The sequence below is a fragment of the Bombilactobacillus bombi genome, assembly GCF_003522965.1.
Lineage (GTDB): Bacteria > Bacillota > Bacilli > Lactobacillales > Lactobacillaceae > Bombilactobacillus > Bombilactobacillus bombi.
The window spans coordinates 116,128-138,226 of record NZ_CP031513.1; the positions used below are offsets into that span (position 1 = coordinate 116,128).

Consider the following 22,099-nt stretch of genomic DNA (forward strand, 5'->3'; position numbering starts at 1 on the left):
TGCATTGTATCATAAAATAATTTTCAATTTTAAGCGTGTAATTTTATTTTTGTTAAAATGAGCTTATAATATAAGACAATTAGGAGGAATGACAATGAGTAATCAAGAAGAAACGGCAATTTTTGCAGGTGGTTGTTTTTGGTGTATGGTAAAGCCATTTGATACACTTGCAGGCATTAAAAAAGTTATTTCCGGTTATACTGGCGGCTTTGTTCCTAATCCCACTTATGAACAGGTATCACGTCATGAAACTGGACATACAGAAGCGGTTAAAATAATTTTTGATCCAGAAATTATTTCTTATAAACAATTAGTAGAAATTTATTGGCAGCAAACAGATCCTACTGATGCTATGGGACAATTTCAAGATCGTGGTGATAATTATCGACCAGTTATTTTTGTTAAAGATGATACTCAACGTCAAATTGCTGAAGCTTCTAAACAAGAATTAGAAAATAGTGGTCGCTTTTCAGATCCAATCGTGACACAAATTGAAGCTGCCCAACCATTTTATCCTGCAGAAGAAGAACATCAACAATTTTATCGTAAAGATCCACATCGGATGCAACTAGAAGAAGCTGGCGGCCGGCAAGACTTTATTGCAACTCATTGGCAAAATCCTAAGCAATAAGCTCCCAAACGGATTAACAATGCTAGCAATAAAAAGGGGACAAATGCAACTGCAGTTAATTTATGATTGTTGAACTGATAGATAGCGTAATAAATCATAATAAAAATAGTTGCCAGTAACACTATTTCTAATGTCGGATTAATTCCTAATACTAAGGCAAGCAAGAGCATAACTTCAATATCACCAAAGCCGATTTTGCCGTGCAAAACTATAAATAACAGTATTAAGATAATCGCCCATACTAGCCAATATTTCCAAGCAATAAGAGTTAGAGGCTGCCAAATTACAGTGCTAATAATTGTAGGTAATAATATAATTGGCCAAATGTGTAAGAATAAAACATCAGTCATTGCAGCAACAGCAACTGTTATTATTAAGAATATTAGAATGTAAGGATTATAAAGATGTTGGAAACTAGCTTCCAAACCCGCGATTAATCCAATAATTTCAATAATAAAAATGGTAGGCTGGATTCTGTGCTGACAATAGGCACATTTTCCTTGTAGATATAGATAACTAATAATTGGAATTATCTGATACCAAGTTAATTGGTGGTAGCAATAATCGCAATGAGAACGCCCCTTCACAAAGGACTCATTAGCAGGTAATCTGAGAGCTATTACGCCACCAAAAGACGCTAAGCAAATACTTAGTAGAATATTAAATATTAACAAATTATCATCCCTGCTATATAAATACCCGCAAATCAAAAATTATTTTTTATTTGTAATAGATAATATTGACAAGCTAGCTTGTTGATGTTAGTCTATTAGTTGTGCTTTTTAGAGGTATTTTGCTGCCGTAATGAGCGAAGAACCACATCAGTGGTATTTTTATTTCCCAAAAAATGAACCACCTGGATGTGTGTACTTAAAATTTAAGGAGGAACTTTGAATGCCAACAATTAATCAATTGGTACGTAAAGGTCGTAAAACAAGAACCACAAAGTCGGATTCACCAGCTTTGAACTTTGGCTATAACAGTATGAAAAAAATTACTACTGATAATCCTGCACCACAAAAACGGGGTGTTGCTACTCGTGTCGGAACTATGACACCAAAAAAGCCAAACTCTGCTTTGCGTAAATACGCTCGTGTTCGTTTATCTAACTTAATCGAAGTTACTGCATATATTCCTGGTATTGGACACAACCTTCAGGAACATAGTGTTGTTTTAATTCGTGGTGGTCGTGTAAAAGATTTACCTGGTGTTCGTTATCATATTATTCGTGGCGCTTTAGATACTGCCGGTGTTGATGGTCGGATGCAAGGTCGCTCGAAGTATGGCGCTAAGAAACCTAAAAAATAATCTAAAATAATTAAAACAACTCTAGAGGAGGATATCCATGCCAAGAAAAGGTAGTGTCACAAAACGTGATGTTTTGCCAGATCCAATTTATAATTCCAAACTTGTTACTCGTTTAATCAATCATTTGATGGTTGATGGAAAGCGGGGCAAAGCTTCAACAATTTTATATAATGCTTTTGATATTATTAAAGAAAAAACCGGTAACGATCCAGTAGACGTTTTTGATGAAGCAATGAAAAACGTTATGCCTGTCTTAGAGGTTAAAGCTCGTCGGATTGGTGGCTCCAACTATCAAGTGCCAATCGAAGTTCGCCCAGAACGTCGGACAACTTTAGGTTTACGTTGGATTGTTAGTTATGCTCGTTTACGGGGTGAACATACAATGGATCAACGTCTAGCTGCTGAAATTATGGATGCTGCTAATAATACCGGTGCTGCCGTTAAAAAGCGTGAAGACACTCATAAGATGGCTGATGCTAACCGTGCTTTTGCACATTATCGGTGGTAATTTAGGGTTGATTATTGAGAGGAGTACTATTATCTAATGGCTAATAAACGTGAATTTCCCTTAGAAAAAACACGTAATATCGGAATCATGGCCCATATTGATGCCGGTAAAACAACAACAACTGAACGTATTCTTTACTATACTGGTAAAATTCATAAAATTGGTGAAACTCATGATGGAGCTTCCCAAATGGATTGGATGGCTCAAGAACAAGAGCGTGGTATTACCATTACATCAGCTGCAACAACAGCTCAATGGAAAGATCATCGAATCAACATTATCGATACTCCAGGACACGTGGACTTTACTATTGAAGTTGAACGTTCATTACGTGTTTTAGATGGTGCAATTACTGTCTTAGACGGTCAATCTGGTGTTGAACCTCAAACTGAAAATGTTTGGCGTCAAGCTACAACATATAATGTTCCTCGTATTGTTTTCGTTAATAAAATGGATAAAATTGGTGCTGACTTTGATTATTCTGTACAGACCATTAAAGATCGTCTAGATGCATTACCATTACCAATTCAAATGCCAATTGGTGCTGAAGATGCATTTGAAGGTGTTATTGATTTAATTGAAATGAAAGCCGATTTGTACGACGAAGATGAATTGGGTTCTAAATGGGATACTGTTGAAGTACCTGAAGAATATAAAGAAGAAGCTGAAAAGCGTCGTGCACAAATGGTTGAAACCTTAGCAGATGTCGATGATAATATCATGGATAAATATCTCGAAGGCGAAGAAATTTCTAATGATGAAATTCGGGATGCAATCCGGAAAGCAACAATTGAATTAAAATTATTCCCTGTTTTGGCTGGTTCTGCCTTTAAGAATAAGGGTGTTCAAATGTTGATGGATGCTGTTGTTTACTATTTACCTTCACCTTTAGATGTTCGTCCATATAATGCTACTGATCCAGAATCTGGTGAGGAAGTTGAATTAAAAGCTGACGACAATAAGCCATTTGCTGGTTTAGCATTTAAGATTGCTACTGATCCATTTGTTGGTCGTTTAACTTATTTGCGGGTTTATACCGGAACATTGGAATCAGGTTCTTATGTTTTGAATGCAACTAAAGACAAGCGTGAACGTGTTGGTCGTTTGCTACAAATGCATTCTAACCACCGAAAAGAAATTCCAGAAGTATTCTCTGGTGATATTGCAGCTGCAATTGGTCTCAAGAATACAACTACTGGTGACTCTTTAACCGATCCTGATCATCCTTTGATTTTGGAATCTATGGAAATACCTGATCCAGTTATCCAAGTATCTATTGAACCTAAGTCCAAAGAAGATCGTGATAAGTTAGATGTTGCTTTGCAAAAGTTAGCTGAAGAAGATCCTACTTTCCAAGCTGAAACTAATCCAGAAACTGGGGAAACTTTGATTGCTGGTATGGGTGAATTGCATTTGGATATCATGGTTGATCGGATGCGGCGTGAATTCAAGGTTGACGCTCGTGTAGGTGAACCTCAAGTTGCTTATCGGGAAACCTTTACTAAGAAAGCTTCTGCTGAAGGTAAATTTGTTCGTCAGTCAGGTGGTAAAGGTCAATACGGTGATGTTTGGATTGAATTTGAACCTAATGAAGAAGGTAAAGGGTTTGAATTCGAAGATGCCATTGTTGGTGGTGTTGTTCCGCGTGAATATATTCCATCAGTTGAAGCTGGATTAAAAGATGCAATGGCTAATGGTGTTTTAGCAGGTTATCCTTTAATTGATATTAAAGCTAAACTTTATGATGGTTCTTATCATGAAGTCGATTCTTCAGAAGCTGCCTTCAAAGTTGCTGCTTCTATGGCTTTGCATAATGCAGTTAAAGATGCTGGTGCGGTTATCTTGGAACCAATCATGAAGGTTGAAGTTGTTACTCCGGAAGATTACTTAGGTGATGTTATGGGTCAAGTAACAGCTCGTCGTGGTCGAATTGAAGGTATGGAAGAACGTGGTAATGCACAGTTAATTAATTCCTTCGTACCGCTTGCTGAAATGTTTGGTTATGCTACTACTTTGCGTTCTGCAACGCAAGGACGTGGTACTTTCACAATGACTTTTGATCATTATGAAAAGACACCTAAGAGCGTCCAAGAAGAAATTATTAAGAAAAATGGCGGTAACGCTAAATAAGAAAAGCTGGATGTCTTTTGACATCCAGTTTTTTAGTTGAATGATAGTTTACATACAAAATTTACGGTTCATTTTTAAATGCTAAATAAGATAATTTTTCATTAGCAAGTAATAATAAGTTTCACATCAGTTAATGGGTTCAAAGCATAAATTATTTAACAAAAATATTGCCAAAAGCCTTGAAATTAAGAGCTTGGCCGTGTATTATTGTAAGAGTGCTGAATTTCTAAGGGATAACTTTACCCTCAGAATGAAAGTTATTAACGGCGTTGAAGCGAGAGGTTGCGACACGCCCGGGCGCTTTGCCACGACAGGACGGTCGGTAATTTTCGCAGAGCCCGTATCTTAAAAAGATGCAAGAAGGAGGGAATTCCATGGCAAGTCAAAAGATTCGTATTCGGCTTAAAGCTTACGAACACCGGATTATTGATCAATCAGCTGACAAGATTGTTGAAACCGCAAAGAGAACTGGGGCAGAAATTTCTGGACCAATTCCTTTACCAACAGAACGTGCATTATATACAGTGATTAGTTCACCACATAAACATAAAGACGCACGTGAACAATTTGAGATTCGTACGCATAAGCGCTTGATTGATATCGTTAATCCATCACCAAAGACAGTTGATTCTTTGATGAAGCTTGATCTTCCAAGTGGTGTTGATATCGAAATCAAATTATAATTTAACTTTTAATATTTAAAATCAATTAATGGAGGTGTACTCATGACCAGAAAAGGAATTCTTGGTAAAAAAGTTGGAATGACTCAGCTGTTCACAGATAAAGGTGAATTAATTCCCGTAACTGTTATTCAAGCAACACCTAACGTTGTTATGCAACTTAAAACCAAAGAAAACGATGGTTATGAAGCTGTACAATTAGGCTTTGAAGATCGTCGCGAAATCTTAACAAACAAGCCTCAACAAGGTCATGCAAAAAAAGCCGACACAACTCCCAAACATTATCTTCGCGAATTTCGTGATGTTAATTTGGAAGATTATAAGGTCGGCAGTGAAGTGAAAGTTGATACATTTACAAGTGGCGATGTTGTTGATGTCACAGGTATCACTAAGGGACATGGTTTCCAAGGTAATATTAAACGCTTTGGTCAATCTCGTGGTCCTGAAACTCACGGTTCCCGTTATCACCGAATTCCTGGTTCAATGGGTTCAATTATTAACCGGGTATTTAAAGGAAAAATGTTACCAGGACGTATGGGTGGCGACCAAGTTACTACTCAAAATCTTGTAATTGTTAAAGTTGATACCGAAAACAACTTATTAATGATTCGTGGTAATGTTCCAGGTGCTAACAAGACTTTAGTAAAGATTCAAACAACCGTTAAGGGTATCAAAGGTAAGAAGAATATCGGTACTTTAATTTCAGATAACAAAGCTTCTGAAGAAGCTGAATCTGCAGAAAAATAAGAAAGGAGGTAATAATCAATGGCACAATTAGATGTATATCAACAATCAGGTACAAAAAATGGTTCAACAGAAGTTAAAGACGAAATTTTTGGCATTGAACCAAATAATTATGTGATTACTGATGCTGTAATTATGCAACAAGCATCTTTACGTCGTGGAACTCACGCTGTTAAAAATCGTTCTGCTGTTCGTGGTGGTGGTCGTAAACCATGGCGTCAAAAAGGAACTGGACGTGCTCGTCAAGGTTCTATTCGTTCTCCACAATGGCGTGGTGGTGGTATTGTTTTTGGACCAACGCCAAGATCATATGCTTATAAGTTGCCACGCAAAGTTGCACGCTTAGCATTGAAGTCAGTTTTATCACAAAAAGTGGCTGACAAAGAAATGATCGTTATTGATGATTTGAACTTTGATAAGCCAAGTACAAAGACATTTAAACAATTATTGGAAAAATTAGAAGCTCATGGTCGTACTTTAGTAGTTGTAGAAGCTGGCAATGACAATGCAATTTTATCAGCTCGCAATATTGACAAAGTTAAGGCTATCACAGCTGAAAATGTTAATGTTTTGGATGTAATTAATAATCAACAAATGATTATCACCCAAAAGGCATTGGCAAAAATTGAGGAGGCGCTTGGATAATGGCAGCACAAGATATCATTTTACGTCCTGTAATTACTGAAGCTTCCATGGCTGACATGGATGACAAAAAGTACGTTTTTGATGTTGCAGTTAATGCTAATAAGATTCAAGTTCGCCAAGCCATCGAAGAATTATTTGATGTTAAGGTTGCTAAAGTCAACATCATGAACGTTAAACCAAAGAAAAAACGTGTTGGACGCTACATTGGTAAAACTAATAAAAGACGCAAAGCAATTATTAAATTAACCGAAGATTCTAACGAAATTAAGATTTTCGATAAAGAATAAAATAGGAGGTAAAAGAGCGTGGGTATTATTAAATACAAACCGACTACTAACGGACGCCGGAATATGACCGCTTCGGATTTTGCCGAGATTACAAAGACAAAACCTGAAAAAACGTTACTTGAATCCCAAAATAGAATTGCGGGTCGTAATTCTTACGGACATATTACTGTACGTCATCGTGGTGGCGGTCATAAGCAAAAATATCGTGTTATTGACTTTAAACGTAATAAAGACGATGTTGTTGCTACTGTTAAATCAATCGAATATGATCCTAATCGTTCTGCTAATATTGCATTATTGCATTACGATGATGGGGTTAAAGCATACATTTTAGCTCCTAAAGGCTTAGAAGTTGGACAAAAGGTTCAATCAGGTGTACATGCAGATATTAAGGTTGGAAATGCTTTACCATTAGAAAACATTCCTGTTGGTACAGTTATTCATAATATTGAAATGAAACCTGGTAAAGGTGGTCAGTTAGTTCGTTCTGCTGGAACTTCTGCACAAGTTTTGGGTCGTGATGGCAAGTATACTTTGATTCGTTTGGCTTCTGGTGAAGTACGGATGATCTTATCTGCTGCAAGAGCAACTATTGGTGCAGTTGGTAATGAACAACATGAACTTATCAACATTGGTAAAGCCGGTCGCAAGCGCTGGATGGGCATTCGTCCTACTGTTCGTGGTTCCGTAATGAACCCTAACGATCACCCACACGGTGGTGGTGAAGGTAAAGCACCAGTCGGACATCCATCTCCACTTTCACCTTGGGGTAAGAAAACTCTTGGTAAGAAGACACGTTCAAAACGTGCTCAATCTGAGAAGTTTATCGTACGTCATCGTAAGAATAAGAGAAAATAATTTTTGTAAGAGATAACAAAAAAGGGAGGTTGTCTGATGAGTCGTAGTTTGAAAAAGGGACCATTTGCTGATGCTCATTTGATGAAAAAGATTGAAGCACAAGCAGATCGGGAAAAAAAGTCAGTTATTAAAACTTGGTCACGTCGTTCTACTATTTTTCCAAGCTTTGTAGGTTACACGATTGCTGTTTATAACGGAAGAAAGCACGTCCCTGTTTATATTCAAGAAGACATGGTCGGCCATAAATTGGGTGAATTCGTTCCTACAAGAACATTTCATGGCCATGGAAAAGATGATAAGAAGACTGGAGCATAGAAAGGAGAGGTTAAACGATGGCAGAACAAATCACCAGTGCAACAGCTACTGCTAAGACAGTTCGTATTGCGCCTCGTAAGGCTCGCCTTGTGCTAGAGCTTATTAAAGGCAAGAGTGCTGCTGAAGCTATGGCAATTTTACAATTTACACCACGAGCTGGCTCACCAATCGTTGCTAAAGTATTAAAGTCAGCAATTGCTAATGCTGAGCATAATTATGATTTAGATGCTCAAAGTTTAGTAGTTAGTGAAGCATACGTCAATGAAGGACCAACTTTGAAACGTTTTCGTCCACGGGCTAAAGGTTCAGCATCACCAATCAATAAGCGGACCAGCCATATTACGGTTGTCGTATCAGAAGAAGAATAAACTTAATAAGGAGGGAAAAACGTGGGTCAAAAAATTAATCCTATCGGATTTCGTCTTGGAATCGTCCGTGATTGGGATTCTAAATGGTATGCTGACAAGAAAGATTTTTCTAAATTTTTACTTGAAGATATCAAAATCCGTCGTTTTATTGAAAAAAGATTAGATAACGCCTCAGTTTCTCGCATTGAAATTGAACGTGCTGCTAAAAAAATCAACGTTTCGATTCATACTGCTAAGCCAGGAATGGTTATTGGTAAAGGTGGATCTGAAGTTGAAAAATTACGTAAAGAAATTAATGCCTTAACTGGTAAAAACATTCATATTAATATTGTTGAAATTAAAAAGCCTGATTTAGATGCTAAATTAGTTGGTGAAAGCATGGCTCGGCAATTGGAAGCTCGTATTGCCTTTCGTCGTGTTCAACGTCAAGCAACACAGCGTTCAATGCGTGCAGGTGCTAAAGGAATTAAAACTCAAATTTCTGGTCGTTTAAATGGTGCAGATATGGCCCGTGTTGAATGGCATACTGAAGGTACAGTTCCTTTGCATACATTGCGTGCTGATATTGACTATGCTTGGGTAGAAGCAGCTACAACTTATGGTAATTTAGGTGTAAAAACTTGGATTTATCGAGGCGAAGTATTACCTGACAAGCCAAAGACAAATAATCATCACAACAATAATGGAGCGAAAGGAGGAAACTAATCGATGTTAGTACCTAAGCGTGTAAAACACCGTCGTGAATTTCGTGGTAAAATGCGTGGTGCAGCTAAGGGTGGACGTGAAGTTACATTTGGAGAATATGGTTTGCAAGCCGTAGAGTCCCATTGGATTTCTAACCGTCAAATTGAAGCTGCCCGTGTTGCTATGACACGTTATATGAAACGTGGCGGTAAAGTTTGGATCAAGATTTTTCCTCACAAATCCTATACTGCTAAAGGTGTTGGGGTCCGGATGGGTTCTGGTAAAGGTGCACCTGCTGGATGGGTTGCTGCTGTTAAACGTGAAAAAGTTATGTTTGAAGTCGGTGGCGTTTCCGAAGAAGTTGCTCGTGAGGCATTAAGACTTGCATCCAACAAACTACCAATTAAAACTAAGTTTGTTAAGCGTGAGGAAGTAGGTGGCGAATCTGATGAAAACTAGTGAAATTAGACAATTAACCACTGCTCAAATGCATGATAAAGAAAAGCAATACAAAGAAGAACTCTTTAATCTTCATTTTCAACAAGCTACTGGCCAATTGGAAAATACAGCAAGAATTAAAAAAGTTCGGAAAAATATTGCCCGCATTAAGACAGTATTGCATCAGCAGGAATTAGAGAGTAAATAACGAAAGGAGCGAAATTAATTGAGCGAAACAGGTAGTACTCGTAACCATCGTAAGGTATATCAAGGACGTGTTGTTTCCGACAAAATGGATAAGACTATCACTGTTGTAGTTGAAACTTATAAGACACATCCTGTTTATGGCAAACGCTTCAGATACTCGAAGAAATTTTATGCTCAAGATGATCAAAATGAAGCTAATGTTGGCGATATTGTTCGGATCATGGAAACTCGTCCGTTGTCCCGTTTGAAACGATTCCGTCTACTAGAAATTGTCAAAAAGGGTGTTAGAGTTTAATCTCAATACCATATTAAACTGTGAGAGGAGGATCCGATTTTGATTCAACAAGAAAGTCGTCTCCGAGTAGCTGATAATTCAGGTGCTCGTGAAATCTTAACAATTAAAGTATTAGGCGGTTCAGGCCGGAAAGTTGCTAGTGTCGGTGACGTAATTGTTGCAACTGTCAAACAAGCAACACCAGGTGGCGTTGTCAAAAAAGGTGACGTTGTTAAAGCTGTTATTGTTCGTACAGTAGCTCGTTCTCATCGTCCTGATGGTTCTTATATTAGATTTGATGATAATGCTGCGGTGATTATTAATGCAGACAAGACTCCTAAAGGTACACGTATTTTTGGACCAGTTGCCCGTGAATTACGTGATAATGACTTTATGAAGATTGTGTCATTAGCACCAGAAGTATTGTAGAATTTGAAATTTTAAAAGGAGGTGCTCGAACAGTGTTTGTCAAAACCGGCGATAATGTTCAAGTCATTGCAGGAAAAGATAAAGGTAAAACTGGTACTGTTATCCAAGCTTTTCCTAGAGCCAATAAGGTAACTGTTAAGGGCGTTAATATGATCAAGAAACACCAAAAGCCTTCACAAACAGAGCCTAATGGTGGAATTAAGGATGTTGAAGCTCCGCTCGATGCATCAAATGTCAAAGTTGTTAAAGCAGCCACAGAAGCTGCAACTAAGAAATCTGCGGAAAAATCCGATAAATAATTAGGAGAGGAGGTTCTTAACGAATATGGAAAATGCTTTACACACAAAATATGTTGAAGAAATCGTTCCGAGCTTAGTTAAAAAGTTTAATTACTCATCAGTAATGCAAGTTCCTCATATTGAAAAAGTTGTTTTGAACATGGGTGTTGGTGATGCAGTTTCAAATTCTAAAAATTTGGATAATGCAGTCGAAGAATTAACACTTATTTCTGGACAAAAACCTTTAATTACTAAAGCTAAAAAGTCAATTGCTGGTTTTCGTTTGCGTGAAGGTATGGCTATTGGTGCTAAAGTTACCTTACGTGGTGAAAGAATGTATGACTTCTTAGATAAATTAATCAATGTTTCTTTACCTCGTGTGCGTGATTTTCATGGTGTTAGTGCACGTGCTTTTGATGGTCGTGGAAATTACACTTTAGGTATCAAAGAACAGTTAATTTTCCCAGAAATTGATTATGATAAAGTCAGCAAGGTTCGCGGTTTAGATGTTGTCATTGTTACAACTGCTGCAACCGATGAGGAATCAAAGGAACTATTAACTCAAATCGGAATGCCATTTGCTAAATAAAATAGGAGGTCAAGCTATTGGCTAAGAAATCACAAATTGTTCGGAATCATCGTCCAGCAAAGTTTTCATCACAAGCTTATACACGCTGCGAACGCTGCGGTCGTCCACGTTCTGTTTATCGCGAATTTAAACTTTGCCGTATTTGCCTTCGTGAATTAGCACATAAGGGTCAAATTCCTGGTATGAGAAAAGCTAGCTGGTAAAAATTTAAAAATAGGAGGTCAGCAAATGTCTATGACAGATCCAATTGCGGATTACTTAACCCGTATTCGCAACGCGAACATGGTACGTCATGCTTCAGTAGAAGTTCCTGCTTCTAACATGAAGAAGAGTATCTCAGAAATTCTCAAACGTGAAGGCTTTATTCGCGATTATGAAGTTACTGAAGATCATAAGCAAGGTATAATTAAGATCTACTTGAAATATAGTAAAGATAACGAACGGGTAATTTCAGGTTTAAAGAAGATTTCTAAGCCTGGTTTACGTAATTATGTAAAAGCTGATGCTGTTCCTAAAGTCTTAAATGGCTTAGGTATTGCTATTCTTTCTACTTCTGAAGGTGTTATCACTGATAAAGAAGCACGGGCAAAGGATATCGGCGGCGAAGTTATTGCGTACGTTTGGTAATCAAAATTATAATAAGGAGGTGCGCCAAGCGTGAGTCGTATTGGAAATAAACTCATTGATTTGCCTGAAAATGTTACCGTTAAGTTAGACGATAGTAAACATACAGTGACTGTTAAAGGACCTAAAGGTGAATTAACCAGACAAGTAAGCCCTAAAATTAAGATTACTCAAGAAGGTAATCAACTTAAGTTTGAACGTAGTAATGAAAATGACAAAGCAATTCACGGAACTACTCGTGCTAATGTCAATAATATGGTTATTGGTGTTAATGAAGGATTCCAAAAGAGCTTAGAATTAGTTGGTGTTGGTTATCGTGCTCAAAAGCAAGGTACAAAGTTAGTTTTAAACGTCGGCTATTCTAATCCAGTAGAAATGGTTACACCAGAAGGTTTGACTGTTGATGTTCCATCTAATACACAAATCAACATCAGCGGCATTAGTAAGCAAGAAGTTGGTCAATTTGCTGCTGAAATTCGTGATGTTCGTCCACCAGAACCTTATAAAGGTAAAGGTATTAAGTATGTTGATGAACATATTCGTCGCAAAGAAGGTAAGACTGGTAAATAAAACCAGTTAACTGATTAATTTTATGAGGTGAAAATTGTGATTACAAAACCAGATAAAAATAAGACACGTACTAAGCGTCATGCTCGTGTCCGTTCCAAAATCTCTGGTACTGCTGAGCGCCCACGCTTAAATGTATTTCGTTCTAATAAAAACATCTACGCTCAAGTTATTGATGACGTAGCGGGTGTCACGCTTGCAAGTGCCTCAACATTAGATAGTGAAGTTAAAGCTGGCAGCAAAACTGAACAAGCTAGTGAAGTTGGAAAGTTAATTGCTCAAAGAGCAGTAGCTGCAGGCAAGGAAAATGTCGTTTTTGATCGTGGCGGTTACATCTATCATGGTCGGGTTCAAGCTTTAGCAGAAGCAGCCCGTGAAAATGGACTTAAATTTTAGAAAGGAGGAATAAGACTTATGGCTTTTGTTGATCCATCTCAATTAGAATTAGAAGACCGTTTGGTTTCAATCAACCGTATTACTAAGGTTGTTAAAGGTGGTCGTCGTATGCGTTTTGCTGCGATTGTTGTTGTTGGTGACAAAAACGGACACGTAGGTTTAGGTACAGGTAAAGCACAAGAAGTGCCTGAAGCTATTCGTAAAGGCGTTGACAATGCTCAAAAGAATTTAATTGAAGTTCCTCGAGTTGGTACAACTATTCCTCACGAAATTATCGGTAACTTTGGTGCTGGTAGTGTACTATTGAAACCCGCTGTAGCCGGTTCTGGTATTGCTGCTGGGGATTCAGTTCGTGCAGTAATGGAATTAGCAGGTATTGATGATATTACTACTAAGTCATTGGGACGTAACACTCCTATTAATATGATAAGAGCAACAATTGATGGCTTATCAAGATTGAAAACATCTCAAGAAATTGCTAATTTACGTGGCATTTCAGTTGAAGAATTACAAGGTTAGGAGAGCACACAATGGCTAATAAAATTAAAATTACTTTAAAGCGTAGTGTTGCACACCGAATTCCCGCTCAACGTAAGGTTGCTAAAGAATTAGGTCTTGGCCGAGTAAATAGTTCAGTTGTTAAACCTGACAATGCGGCAATTCGTGGTGCAGTTTTAAAAATTGCTCATTTAGTTGATGTAGAAGAAGTTAAATAATTAAAGAGGAGGTGCCTTTAAAGTGAAATTGCATGAATTACAAACAAGTCCTGGATCTCGTCACTCACGCAAACGTGTGGGCCGTGGTACTTCATCTGGCTTTGGTAAGACTGCTGGTCGTGGTCAAAAGGGTCAATTAGCACGTAGTGGTGGTAAAACTCGTATTGGTTTTGAAGGTGGGCAAATGCCTTTATTCCGTCGGATGCCTAAACGTGGTTTTAATAACATTAACCGCAAAGAATATGCAATTGTTAATTTAGATGACTTGAACCAATTTCGAGCTGGTACTGAAGTTAATGCGCGCGTCTTACTTGAGGCTGGAGTTATTAAGAAAGAACTTTCTGGTATTAAACTTTTAGCTAATGGTGAATTAAAGAAGAAATTAACTATTAAAGTAAATAAAGTATCAAAAGCTGCAAAAGAGGCAGTTGAAGCTGCAGGTGGAACAATCGAGGTGATTTAATGCTAGGAACACTAAAAAATGCTCTCAAAGTCAAAGAAATACGAAAAAAAATCTTTTTTACGTTGTTTATTTTAGCGATTTATCGTTTGGGAGCACAAATTGCCGTTCCGGGTATTAATATTTCTGCGATGGAAAAGCTTAGTTCAACCGGATTAATTCCATTATTAGACACTGTTAGTGGTGGTGGTTTATCTAACTATTCCATATTCTCCATGGGAGTTTCGCCCTACATTACTGCACAGATTGTTATCCAACTTTTACAGACTGACATTGTTCCTAAATTTGTTGAGTGGAGCAAACAAGGTGAAGTCGGGCGGCGTAAGTTAAATCAAGTGACACGTTATTTAACAATTGTTTTGGCTTTTATTCAATCAATTGGTATTACGGCTGGATTTAATGCCCTTAGTGGTATGGGATTAGTTTCAAAACCGAGTGTACAAACATTCATTACTTTGGGAATTATTATGACCGGTGGATCAATGTTGCTTACTTGGATGGGTGAACAAATTACTGATAAGGGTATCGGTAATGGTGTATCAATGATTATTTTTGCCGGAATTGTAGCCCGATTGCCTCATGGGTTATACCAGTTAGTTCATGAGCAAATTATAAGTGCTAAAGGCAGCGAACTTTTGATTAATATTTTATTCATTGTTATTATTCTAGTGCTTATTTTATTAGTTACTCAGTTTACTACCTATGTACAGCAAGCTAATCGAAAGGTGCCTATCCAATATACTAGACGGGCAACTAGCGGTGGTTCTGAAAGTTATCTTCCACTAAAGGTTAATGTTGCTGGTGTTATTCCTGTTATTTTTGCGAGTTCACTAATTGTCACACCTTCTACGATTTTAATGGCCTTTCAAAAATCTCATGGTGGAGATACTTGGTTCCAAGTTTTGCAAAATATTTTTAGTTTGCAAACAACTACGGGCGCAATTGTATACACGGTTTTAATTGTTCTATTTACCTTCTTTTATGCATTTGTTCAAGTTAATCCAGAGAAATTATCTGAAAACTTGCAAAAACAAGGTGCCTATATTCCTGGGATTTGGCCAGGAAATGAAACAGTTAAATATGTTTCAGGGTTATTATTGCGTTTGTCTACTGTCGGATCAGTATTTTTAGGTTTGATTGCCTTACTGCCACAGTTAGCAACTAATATATTTGGTTTACCACAGTCAATTGGCTTAGGTGGTACTAGTTTATTAATTGTTGTTGGGGTTGCAATTGAAGCAAATAGACAATTAGAAGGATTATTAATGAAGCGTGAATATGTTGGCTTTATTCGTTAGTAATAAGGAGATAGCATAATGAATTTAATGCTTATGGGATTACCTGGTGCTGGTAAAGGCACTCAAGCAGAAAAAATTGTTGATAAATACCATGTCATTCATATATCTACGGGAGATATGTTTCGGGAAGCTATGGCTAACAAAACTGCAGTCGGGTTAAAAGCTAAGTCATTTATTGATCAAGGAGAATTGGTACCTGATGAAGTTACTAATCAAATTGTTCAAGAACGCTTGGCACAATCAGATGTTAATGAAGCAGGATATATGTTAGATGGTTTCCCACGGAATTTAGCTCAAGCTGAGGCTTTGGACCAGATTAACGCTAGTTTGAATAAAAAGCTTGATGCTGTGATTGATATTGATGTAGATCCCAAATTATTGGTTGAACGTTTGTCTGGTCGTTTCATTTGTCGAAAATGTGGAGCTACTTATCATAAGCTTTATAATCCACCCAAAGTTAAAGATACTTGTGATCGTTGTGGTAGCCACGATTTTTATCAACGTGAAGATGATCAACCAAAAACTGTTAAAAATCGCTTAGATGTAAATATTAAAATGAATACTCCATTAATTGATTATTATCAAAAGGCTGGAGTTTTAAAACGAGTCGATGGTGCGCAAGAAATTGACCAAGTATTCGCTCAAATTGATGCTTTTTTAAGTGAAATTAATTAATGCTTGGCAATACTTGTATTTGTATGGTATACTCAGCTGGTGAATTTACTAGTGAGTGCCACGCTCTCACTATTTTTGTGTTCAGAGGGAAACGAGGAGGAGGATACTTTTTTGGCTAAAGATGATGTAATCGAAGTTGAGGGAACTGTTTCTGATACTTTGCCAAATGCAATGTTCAAAGTTAAATTAGAAAATGGTGCGACAATATTGGCACATGTTTCGGGAAAGATTAGAATGCATTATATTCGTATTTTGCCTGGTGATAAAGTTACTGTTGAATTGTCACCATATGATTTGACTAAGGGACGTATCACTTACCGTTTCAGATAATAGTGTTAGTACAAAAAAGAGATCCGTCATTTATAGATGGGAGGATTTAATATGAAAGTAAGACCATCAGTTAAACCAATGTGTGAACATTGCAAAGTTATTAAACGCAAGGGTCGCGTAATGATTATATGTTCAGCTGATCCAAAACATAAACAAAGACAAGGTTAATAAAAGGAGGTTAATAACATATGGCACGTATTGCAGGTGTAGACTTACCTCGTGATAAACGAATTGTTATTGCGCTTACCTACATTTATGGCATTGGCAACACAACTGCACAGAAAATTTTGCAAAATGCCGGTGTATCCGAAGATGTTCGTACACGTGATTTGACACCAGATCAAGAAGAAAAAATTCGTGCAGAAGTTGACAGCGTCAAAGTTGAAGGTGACTTACGCCGTGAAATTAGCATGAATATTAAACGTCTACAAGAAATTGGTTCTTATCGAGGCATGCGTCATCGTCGTGGTTTACCAGTTCGTGGACAAAATACCAAAAACAACGCTCGTACACGTAAGGGCAAAAAAACTAGCATCGCTGGTAAAAAGAAATAGTTAGAGATAGGAGGTAAGCACATGGCAAACAAGAAGACAACGCGTAAGCGTCGTGTTAAGAAACATGTTGAAGCTGGAATTGCTCATATTCATTCTACTTTCAACAATACAATTGTAATGATCACTGATGTTCATGGAAATGCAATTTCCTGGTCTTCGGCTGGAGCATTAGGTTTTAAAGGAAGCCGTAAGTCAACACCATTTGCAGCACAAATGGCTGGTGAAGCAGCTGCAAAGGAATCAATGGAACAAGGTATGAAAACAGTTGAAGTTGCTGTTAAAGGGCCTGGTTCTGGTCGTGAAGCTGCTATTCGTTCCTTACAAACAACTGGTTTAGAAGTTACCGCTATTAGAGATGTTACTCCAGTGCCACATAATGGATCACGTCCTCCAAAGCGTCGTAGAGTATAGTTTTGACCTTGAGCAGAGAAATTTTTTTTGTTGCTAAAAATCGTTGTTGAAAGGGGCAAAACATAAATAATGATTGAATTCGAAAAACCGGTTATCACAAAAATTGATGAATCAGATAATTATGGCAAGTATGTCATCGAACCACTCGAACGTGGTTATGGCACCACTTTAGGCAATTCATTACGCCGCGTTTTGTTATCATCTCTTCCAGGAACAGCAGTTTCTGATATTCAGATTGATGGTGTTTTACATGAATTTTCAACTATTGACGGTGTCTTAGAAGATGTAACTGAAATTGTTTTAAATGTTAAGAAACTTTCATTAAAGTTACACACAGATAAAAAAATAGTTGAAATTAATGTTGATGGTCCTAAGCAAGTTACTGCCGCAGATATTGAAACAGATGCTGATTTAGAAATTCTAGATCCTGATCAGTATATTTGTTCTGTTGCAGATGGTGGTCATTTTCATATGCAAATGACTGTTAAAACTGGTCGTGGCTATACACCTGCAGAACAAAACAAAAATGATGATACCCCAATTGGTGTTTTACCTGTAGATTCAATTTTTACCCCCGTTTCTCGTGTCAACTATCAAGTTGAACATACTCGAGTAGGGAAACGTAACGATTTCGATAAATTAACTCTGGACGTTTGGACCAATGGCTCAATTGACCCACGTGAAGCAATTAGTTTAGCGGCAAAAGTTTTGACTGAGCATTTAACTATTTTTGTTGAGTTAACTGATGAAGCTAAAAATGCGGATATGATGATCGAAAAAGAAGAAACTCGCAAAGAGAAGAAGCTTGAGATGACCATCGAGGAACTAGATTTATCTGTACGTTCATATAATTGTTTGAAGCGGGCTGGTATTAATACAGTTCAAGAATTAACTGATAAAACTGAATCAGATATGATGAAAGTGAGAAACCTCGGACGTAAGTCGTTAGAAGAAGTCAAAGAAAAATTAGACAAACTAGGTCTTTCACTACGTCAAGATGATTAAGTGTAATAAGGAGGCAAAACAATGAGTTATCGTAAGCTAGGACGCGCTTCTGATATCCGTAAAGCAATGTTACGTGACTTAACAACCGATCTTTTTATTCATGAACGGATTGTTACCACTGAAACACGGGCTAAGGAAGTAAGAAGAACTGCTGAAAAAATGATCACTTTAGCTAAGCGTGGGGACTTGCATTCACGTCGTTTAGCTGCTCGCTATGTTCGTAATGAAGTTGCTAATATTAGCGAAGAAGATGATGCAGTAGTTATTCAATCAGCTTTACAAAAGCTGTTTAGTGATATTGCACCTCGTTATAAAGAACGCGAAGGTGGATATACACGTATTCTTAAGACAGCTCCAAGACGTGGAGATGCTGCTCCAATGGCAATAATTGAATTAGTATAATTTTTGATTATTTTAAATAGCTATTTAAATATCATTCTTTCGATTTGTAGTGAGCGTAACGATGTTGGTTAACAGCTAAGTCTAGCTCTAATGCTTTTGCGCTACTTTTCGGGAATGATTTTTTTGTATTTAGAATTGAGGAATTTTTGAGGATGTTTACCATACTCATCAATTGCTGCATGCCAGTGTTGTGCCAATAAATAATCCGAAGTCATATCGGGCTGGCCTTCAAAAAAATTTTGCGCGGTTCGGTAAGTGATTTTAGATGGTAATATTTTTAATTGTTGATATAGTCTCAAACAATAAGTATCAGGAATAAAAACGGGTTGTTCAAAGGCGTATAAAATCATGACATCAGCAGTTTCAGGACCGATACCATTAATTGCATTTAATTCTTGACGTAGTTGTGATAAGGGTAATTTTTTGATTTGATTAAAATCACAATCATATTTTATTATCCAATCTGCAAAATTTTGTATTCGCTTGGCCTTAATGCGATAAAATCCACTAGAATAAATTGCTTGTTCGAGTTCACTTGTATTCAATTGTCTAATGCGCCACCAAGTTTGATTATAAGGTGCTTTAAAGATTCCTAATGCTTGAAGCTGAGCGCTAGCTTTCATAACATTTTTGCTGGTAGTTTGTTGAATGAGAATCGATTCTACGAGCATGCGGTTGGGATTGGGATATATCCACCAATTATTAATTTCTGATTGATATATTTGAGTTAAGATGGTGATTGGATCAAATATAGACATTTAAATACTCCTTAACTTGAGACTATGATATTATACTCTAGAAAACTATTATAATTGTGGTGGGATTAATGAAGCAAATAGTATCTTTAAAAAATGTTACTTTTACATATGAAAATGCCAATAAACCAGCTTTAGACAATATTAATTTAGATATACCTGAACGAGAATGGGTAGCAATTGTGGGTTTAAATGGGAGTGGCAAAAGTACTTTAGCAAAACTTTTAAATGGAATTTTAGCTGCTGATTCTGGTGTAATTGAAATTGATGGCGAAGTGTTGTCCGAAGCAACAATTTGGCATATTCGTAAAAAAATTGGAATTATCTTTCAAAATCCTGATCATCAATTTGTTGGTGCAACTGTCGAAGATGATGTGGCTTTTGGCTTAGAAAATATCGGAATGAAACGTAGCCAGATGCTCAAAAGAGTGGCTTGGGCTTTGGCTCAGGTACATATGCAAAAATTCGCTCACAAATCTCCACAAACTTTGTCAGGTGGGCAAAAACAACGCGTTGCAATTGCAGGAATTATCGCTTTGCAACCTAAAATTATTATTATGGATGAATCGACAAGTATGCTAGATCCTAATGGCCGCCACGATATTTTAAAGATTATACAAGATTTGCAAGCGCAATTAGGTGTGACAGTTTTATCAATCACACATGATATGGCTGAAATTGTACAAGCAGATTCTGTAGTAGTTTTAAATCATGGCAAAATTCAAAAAAAAGCAACAGTAGCAGCATTATTTGATGAATTGGATGATCTCCAGCAGATGGGACTTCAATTACCTTTTACGCAACGATTACAACGCTCTCTGCAACTTGCAGGTATTCCAATAGTTTCAAGATATCAAACTAAACAGGGATTGGCAGATGAATTATGGCAATTACATTCGAACATGTAACACATATCTATCAACCAGATGGACCTTTAGCATATCAAGGGTTAACTGATGTAAGTTTTACTATTGATAAAGGTAGTTTTACAGCAATTATTGGACAAACGGGAAGTGGAAAATCAACGCTGGTTCAACATATGAATGCTTTATTGAAGCCGACTAAAGGGATAATCAAAATTGGCAATCGAACTATTACACCAGAAACTAAAAATAAACATCTAAAACCATTACGACAAAAAGTAGGGATGGTTTTTCAATTTCCAGAACAACAGTTATTTGCAGAAACTATTTTAGATGATATTAGTTTTGGACCTCAAAATTTTGGTATGGATGAGACAACAGCACATAAAATTGCGTTACAAATGTTAGAATTAGTACATCTTCCTACTAGCATAGCAGAAAAATCGCCCTTTGATTTATCAGGTGGACAGATGCGGCGCGTCGCTATTGCAGGAGTATTGGCTTCACAACCAGAAGTACTAATTTTAGATGAACCTACTGCTGGTTTAGATCCGCGAGGACACAAAGAATTAATGGATTTATTTGCGCAATTAAATCAAGAAGGTACAACTATTATTTTGATTTCTCACCAGATGGAAGATGTGGCCCAATACGCTCAACAAGTATTGGTTATGGATCAAGCTCGTCTAGTCCGTGATGATACACCACAAGTGATTTTCAATGATGCTGAATTTTTGAATAAGCATAATTTATTACAACCTGAAAGCACGCAATTTGCGCGAGAATTAGAGCGTAAGGGGTTTGAATTTAATAGCTTGCCAATTACTGAAGAACAATTAGTAAAACAGTTGTTGCCGCAATTAGGAGGCTCTCATGGGTAAAATGATTATTGGGCGTTATTTACCAGGAAATTCGTGGATTCATCGTTTAGATCCAAGATGTAAATTTATTGCAACCTTTATTTTTGTAGCAATTGTTTTTTTAGCCAATAATTGGTTAACTTATTTATTATTAGGCATTTTTGTTTTAGGTGCAGTAACTTTATCACAAGTATCTTTACGCTTTTTTATTAAGGGCGTACGGCCTATGATTTTTTTGATTTTATTTACGGTCGCCTTACAAATCTTTTTAACTCCCGGGGGGCAACCATTTTGGCAATGGGGAATTTTTTCGCTATCGGCTCTAAGTATTAAAAACGGAGTTTTTATTTTTGTGCGGTTTTTGTTAATTATATTTATTTCTACTTTATTGACAATTACAACGACTCCCTTGCAAATGGCGGATGCAATTGGCTCTATTTTAAAGCCACTCAAAGTGGTTCATTTTCCTGTAGAAGAAGTTGCTTTGATGTTGTCGATTGCTTTGCAGTTTATCCCACTTTTATCAGATGAAACTACTAAAATCATGAATGCTCAACGAGCTCGGGGAGTCGATTTTGGTGATGGCAATATTTTACGGCAAATTAAGGCGATTGTCCCAATTTTAATTCCTTTATTTGTTAGTAGTTTTAATATTGCTTATGATTTATCTATTGCGATGGAATCTCGCGGATATCAAGGCAGTGAACGCCGCAGCAAATATCGGCAGTTAAATTGGAATTCTGCGGATTCACTTGTGATGATGATATTTGTTTTATTAACGATTTTATTAATTATTTTACGGAGTTAAGT

General features: G+C 37.1%; 38 protein-coding genes. 36 read left to right on the forward strand and 2 right to left on the reverse strand.

The window, feature by feature from the left end:
- The first annotated feature begins 94 nt into the window (after positions 1–94).
- Positions 95–631, forward strand: coding sequence for a peptide-methionine (S)-S-oxide reductase MsrA (gene msrA / locus DS830_RS00505; protein WP_118899504.1), 537 nt, complete (start codon positions 95–97; stop codon positions 629–631).
- Here msrA and DS830_RS00510 read toward each other — a convergent pair.
- Complete coding sequence (locus tag DS830_RS00510) at positions 607–1,305, reverse strand: prepilin peptidase (protein WP_162887462.1); 699 nt, start codon at positions 1,303–1,305, stop codon at positions 607–609. The genes msrA and DS830_RS00510 overlap by 25 nt on opposite strands.
- Before the next feature lie 220 nt (positions 1,306–1,525).
- Here DS830_RS00510 and rpsL point away from each other — a divergent pair, with 220 nt between their 5' ends.
- From rpsL to rplQ, 32 genes are all read left to right on the forward strand, one after another.
- Positions 1,526–1,939, forward strand: a complete 414-nt coding sequence (gene rpsL, locus DS830_RS00515) for a 30S ribosomal protein S12 (RefSeq protein ID WP_118899500.1) — start codon at positions 1,526–1,528, stop codon at positions 1,937–1,939.
- Positions 1,940–1,976: 37 nt separating this feature from the next.
- The gene (gene rpsG / locus DS830_RS00520) at positions 1,977–2,447 is read left to right on the forward strand and encodes a 30S ribosomal protein S7 (protein ID WP_118899499.1); all 471 of its coding nucleotides are present in this window, start codon (positions 1,977–1,979) and stop codon (positions 2,445–2,447) included.
- Between the two features lie 36 nt (positions 2,448–2,483).
- Positions 2,484–4,577, forward strand: a complete 2,094-nt coding sequence (gene fusA, locus DS830_RS00525) for an elongation factor G (RefSeq protein WP_118899497.1) — start codon at positions 2,484–2,486, stop codon at positions 4,575–4,577.
- Positions 4,578–4,951: 374 nt separating this feature from the next.
- A complete protein-coding gene (gene rpsJ, locus DS830_RS00530) occupies positions 4,952–5,260 on the forward strand; it encodes a 30S ribosomal protein S10 (protein WP_147369726.1) in 309 nt (102 codons plus the stop codon).
- A 42-nt stretch (positions 5,261–5,302) separates the two neighbouring features.
- Positions 5,303–6,004 carry a 50S ribosomal protein L3 gene (gene rplC, locus DS830_RS00535; protein ID WP_118899493.1) on the forward strand — a complete coding sequence of 234 codons (702 nt, stop codon included), beginning with the start codon at positions 5,303–5,305 and terminating at the stop codon, positions 6,002–6,004.
- An 18-nt stretch (positions 6,005–6,022) separates the two neighbouring features.
- Positions 6,023–6,646, forward strand: a complete 624-nt coding sequence (gene rplD, locus DS830_RS00540; RefSeq protein ID WP_118907904.1) for a 50S ribosomal protein L4 — start codon at positions 6,023–6,025, stop codon at positions 6,644–6,646.
- On the forward strand, positions 6,646–6,933 hold the full coding sequence (gene rplW / locus DS830_RS00545; protein ID WP_118899490.1) for a 50S ribosomal protein L23: 288 nt from the start codon (positions 6,646–6,648) through the stop codon (positions 6,931–6,933). Before rplD ends, rplW begins: the two co-directional genes overlap by 1 nt.
- An 18-nt stretch (positions 6,934–6,951) precedes the next feature.
- Positions 6,952–7,791, forward strand: a complete 840-nt coding sequence (gene rplB / locus DS830_RS00550; protein WP_118899488.1) for a 50S ribosomal protein L2 — start codon at positions 6,952–6,954, stop codon at positions 7,789–7,791.
- A 36-nt stretch (positions 7,792–7,827) separates the two neighbouring features.
- Positions 7,828–8,106 (forward strand): 30S ribosomal protein S19, encoded by a 279-nt coding sequence (rpsS, locus tag DS830_RS00555; RefSeq protein WP_118899486.1) that lies wholly within the window; start codon positions 7,828–7,830, stop codon positions 8,104–8,106.
- A 17-nt stretch (positions 8,107–8,123) separates the two neighbouring features.
- Complete coding sequence (gene rplV / locus DS830_RS00560) at positions 8,124–8,474, forward strand: 50S ribosomal protein L22 (protein WP_118899485.1); 351 nt, start codon at positions 8,124–8,126, stop codon at positions 8,472–8,474.
- A gap of 21 nt (positions 8,475–8,495) precedes the next feature.
- Entirely contained in the window at positions 8,496–9,179 is a 684-nt protein-coding gene (gene rpsC, locus DS830_RS00565) for a 30S ribosomal protein S3 (RefSeq protein WP_118907905.1), read from the forward strand.
- Between the two features lie 3 nt (positions 9,180–9,182).
- Positions 9,183–9,617 (forward strand): 50S ribosomal protein L16, encoded by a 435-nt coding sequence (rplP, locus tag DS830_RS00570; protein WP_118899481.1) that lies wholly within the window; start codon positions 9,183–9,185, stop codon positions 9,615–9,617.
- Positions 9,607–9,804 carry a 50S ribosomal protein L29 gene (gene rpmC / locus DS830_RS00575; RefSeq protein ID WP_045922236.1) on the forward strand — a complete coding sequence of 66 codons (198 nt, stop codon included), beginning with the start codon at positions 9,607–9,609 and terminating at the stop codon, positions 9,802–9,804. The genes rplP and rpmC overlap by 11 nt, the downstream gene beginning before the upstream one ends.
- An 18-nt stretch (positions 9,805–9,822) precedes the next feature.
- Positions 9,823–10,098, forward strand: a complete 276-nt coding sequence (gene rpsQ, locus DS830_RS00580; RefSeq protein ID WP_118899480.1) for a 30S ribosomal protein S17 — start codon at positions 9,823–9,825, stop codon at positions 10,096–10,098.
- 39 nt (positions 10,099–10,137) lie between these two features.
- Positions 10,138–10,506, forward strand: coding sequence for a 50S ribosomal protein L14 (gene rplN / locus DS830_RS00585; protein WP_118899478.1), 369 nt, complete (start codon positions 10,138–10,140; stop codon positions 10,504–10,506).
- A gap of 32 nt (positions 10,507–10,538) precedes the next feature.
- Positions 10,539–10,805 carry a 50S ribosomal protein L24 gene (rplX, locus tag DS830_RS00590; protein WP_118899477.1) on the forward strand — a complete coding sequence of 89 codons (267 nt, stop codon included), beginning with the start codon at positions 10,539–10,541 and terminating at the stop codon, positions 10,803–10,805.
- Between the two features lie 25 nt (positions 10,806–10,830).
- Positions 10,831–11,373, forward strand: coding sequence for a 50S ribosomal protein L5 (rplE, locus tag DS830_RS00595; RefSeq protein WP_118899475.1), 543 nt, complete (start codon positions 10,831–10,833; stop codon positions 11,371–11,373).
- Between the two features lie 17 nt (positions 11,374–11,390).
- On the forward strand, positions 11,391–11,576 hold the full coding sequence (locus DS830_RS00600) for a type Z 30S ribosomal protein S14 (protein WP_118907906.1): 186 nt from the start codon (positions 11,391–11,393) through the stop codon (positions 11,574–11,576).
- 25 nt (positions 11,577–11,601) lie between these two features.
- Positions 11,602–12,000: a 30S ribosomal protein S8 gene (gene rpsH, locus DS830_RS00605; protein WP_118899471.1), complete on the forward strand. Its 399-nt coding sequence runs from the start codon at positions 11,602–11,604 to the stop codon at positions 11,998–12,000.
- Positions 12,001–12,030: 30 nt separating this feature from the next.
- Positions 12,031–12,567 carry a 50S ribosomal protein L6 gene (rplF, locus tag DS830_RS00610; protein WP_118899470.1) on the forward strand — a complete coding sequence of 179 codons (537 nt, stop codon included), beginning with the start codon at positions 12,031–12,033 and terminating at the stop codon, positions 12,565–12,567.
- Positions 12,568–12,594: 27 nt separating this feature from the next.
- Entirely contained in the window at positions 12,595–12,960 is a 366-nt protein-coding gene (gene rplR, locus DS830_RS00615; RefSeq protein WP_118899468.1) for a 50S ribosomal protein L18, read from the forward strand.
- 18 nt (positions 12,961–12,978) lie between these two features.
- Entirely contained in the window at positions 12,979–13,479 is a 501-nt protein-coding gene (gene rpsE / locus DS830_RS00620) for a 30S ribosomal protein S5 (RefSeq protein ID WP_118899466.1), read from the forward strand.
- 11 nt (positions 13,480–13,490) lie between these two features.
- Entirely contained in the window at positions 13,491–13,676 is a 186-nt protein-coding gene (gene rpmD, locus DS830_RS00625) for a 50S ribosomal protein L30 (protein ID WP_118899464.1), read from the forward strand.
- A 22-nt stretch (positions 13,677–13,698) separates the two neighbouring features.
- Positions 13,699–14,139: a 50S ribosomal protein L15 gene (gene rplO, locus DS830_RS00630; protein ID WP_118899462.1), complete on the forward strand. Its 441-nt coding sequence runs from the start codon at positions 13,699–13,701 to the stop codon at positions 14,137–14,139.
- Entirely contained in the window at positions 14,139–15,434 is a 1,296-nt protein-coding gene (gene secY, locus DS830_RS00635) for a preprotein translocase subunit SecY (protein ID WP_118907907.1), read from the forward strand. Before rplO ends, secY begins: the two co-directional genes overlap by 1 nt.
- Positions 15,435–15,452: 18 nt before the next feature.
- Positions 15,453–16,109: an adenylate kinase gene (locus DS830_RS00640; protein WP_118899458.1), complete on the forward strand. Its 657-nt coding sequence runs from the start codon at positions 15,453–15,455 to the stop codon at positions 16,107–16,109.
- 111 nt (positions 16,110–16,220) lie between these two features.
- The gene (gene infA / locus DS830_RS00645) at positions 16,221–16,439 is read left to right on the forward strand and encodes a translation initiation factor IF-1 (RefSeq protein WP_045922248.1); all 219 of its coding nucleotides are present in this window, start codon (positions 16,221–16,223) and stop codon (positions 16,437–16,439) included.
- A gap of 51 nt (positions 16,440–16,490) precedes the next feature.
- Complete coding sequence (rpmJ, locus tag DS830_RS00650) at positions 16,491–16,607, forward strand: 50S ribosomal protein L36 (RefSeq protein ID WP_045922249.1); 117 nt, start codon at positions 16,491–16,493, stop codon at positions 16,605–16,607.
- Between the two features lie 20 nt (positions 16,608–16,627).
- Positions 16,628–16,993, forward strand: coding sequence for a 30S ribosomal protein S13 (gene rpsM, locus DS830_RS00655; RefSeq protein ID WP_118899456.1), 366 nt, complete (start codon positions 16,628–16,630; stop codon positions 16,991–16,993).
- Positions 16,994–17,014: 21 nt separating this feature from the next.
- Complete coding sequence (gene rpsK, locus DS830_RS00660; RefSeq protein WP_118899454.1) at positions 17,015–17,404, forward strand: 30S ribosomal protein S11; 390 nt, start codon at positions 17,015–17,017, stop codon at positions 17,402–17,404.
- Positions 17,405–17,473: 69 nt separating this feature from the next.
- Entirely contained in the window at positions 17,474–18,409 is a 936-nt protein-coding gene (locus tag DS830_RS00665) for a DNA-directed RNA polymerase subunit alpha (RefSeq protein ID WP_118907908.1), read from the forward strand.
- Between the two features lie 21 nt (positions 18,410–18,430).
- The gene (gene rplQ, locus DS830_RS00670) at positions 18,431–18,811 is read left to right on the forward strand and encodes a 50S ribosomal protein L17 (protein ID WP_118899450.1); all 381 of its coding nucleotides are present in this window, start codon (positions 18,431–18,433) and stop codon (positions 18,809–18,811) included.
- A gap of 101 nt (positions 18,812–18,912) precedes the next feature.
- Here rplQ and DS830_RS00675 read toward each other — a convergent pair whose 3' ends face one another.
- Complete coding sequence (locus tag DS830_RS00675) at positions 18,913–19,569, reverse strand: endonuclease III domain-containing protein (RefSeq protein ID WP_118907909.1); 657 nt, start codon at positions 19,567–19,569, stop codon at positions 18,913–18,915.
- Positions 19,570–19,637: 68 nt separating this feature from the next.
- On the opposite strand from DS830_RS00675, the gene DS830_RS00680 reads away from it, so the two are divergent.
- Genes DS830_RS00680 through DS830_RS00690 form a run of 3 tightly spaced genes read left to right on the forward strand, consistent with a single transcriptional unit; the run spans position 19,638 to position 22,097 of the window.
- Positions 19,638–20,474, forward strand: coding sequence for an energy-coupling factor ABC transporter ATP-binding protein (locus DS830_RS00680; RefSeq protein ID WP_118907910.1), 837 nt, complete (start codon positions 19,638–19,640; stop codon positions 20,472–20,474).
- Positions 20,450–21,310: an energy-coupling factor transporter ATPase gene (locus DS830_RS00685; RefSeq protein ID WP_118907911.1), complete on the forward strand. Its 861-nt coding sequence runs from the start codon at positions 20,450–20,452 to the stop codon at positions 21,308–21,310. The genes DS830_RS00680 and DS830_RS00685 overlap by 25 nt, the downstream gene beginning before the upstream one ends.
- Positions 21,303–22,097, forward strand: coding sequence for an energy-coupling factor transporter transmembrane component T family protein (locus DS830_RS00690; RefSeq protein ID WP_118907912.1), 795 nt, complete (start codon positions 21,303–21,305; stop codon positions 22,095–22,097). The genes DS830_RS00685 and DS830_RS00690 overlap by 8 nt, the downstream gene beginning before the upstream one ends.
- The last annotated feature ends 2 nt before the right edge of the window (positions 22,098–22,099 follow it).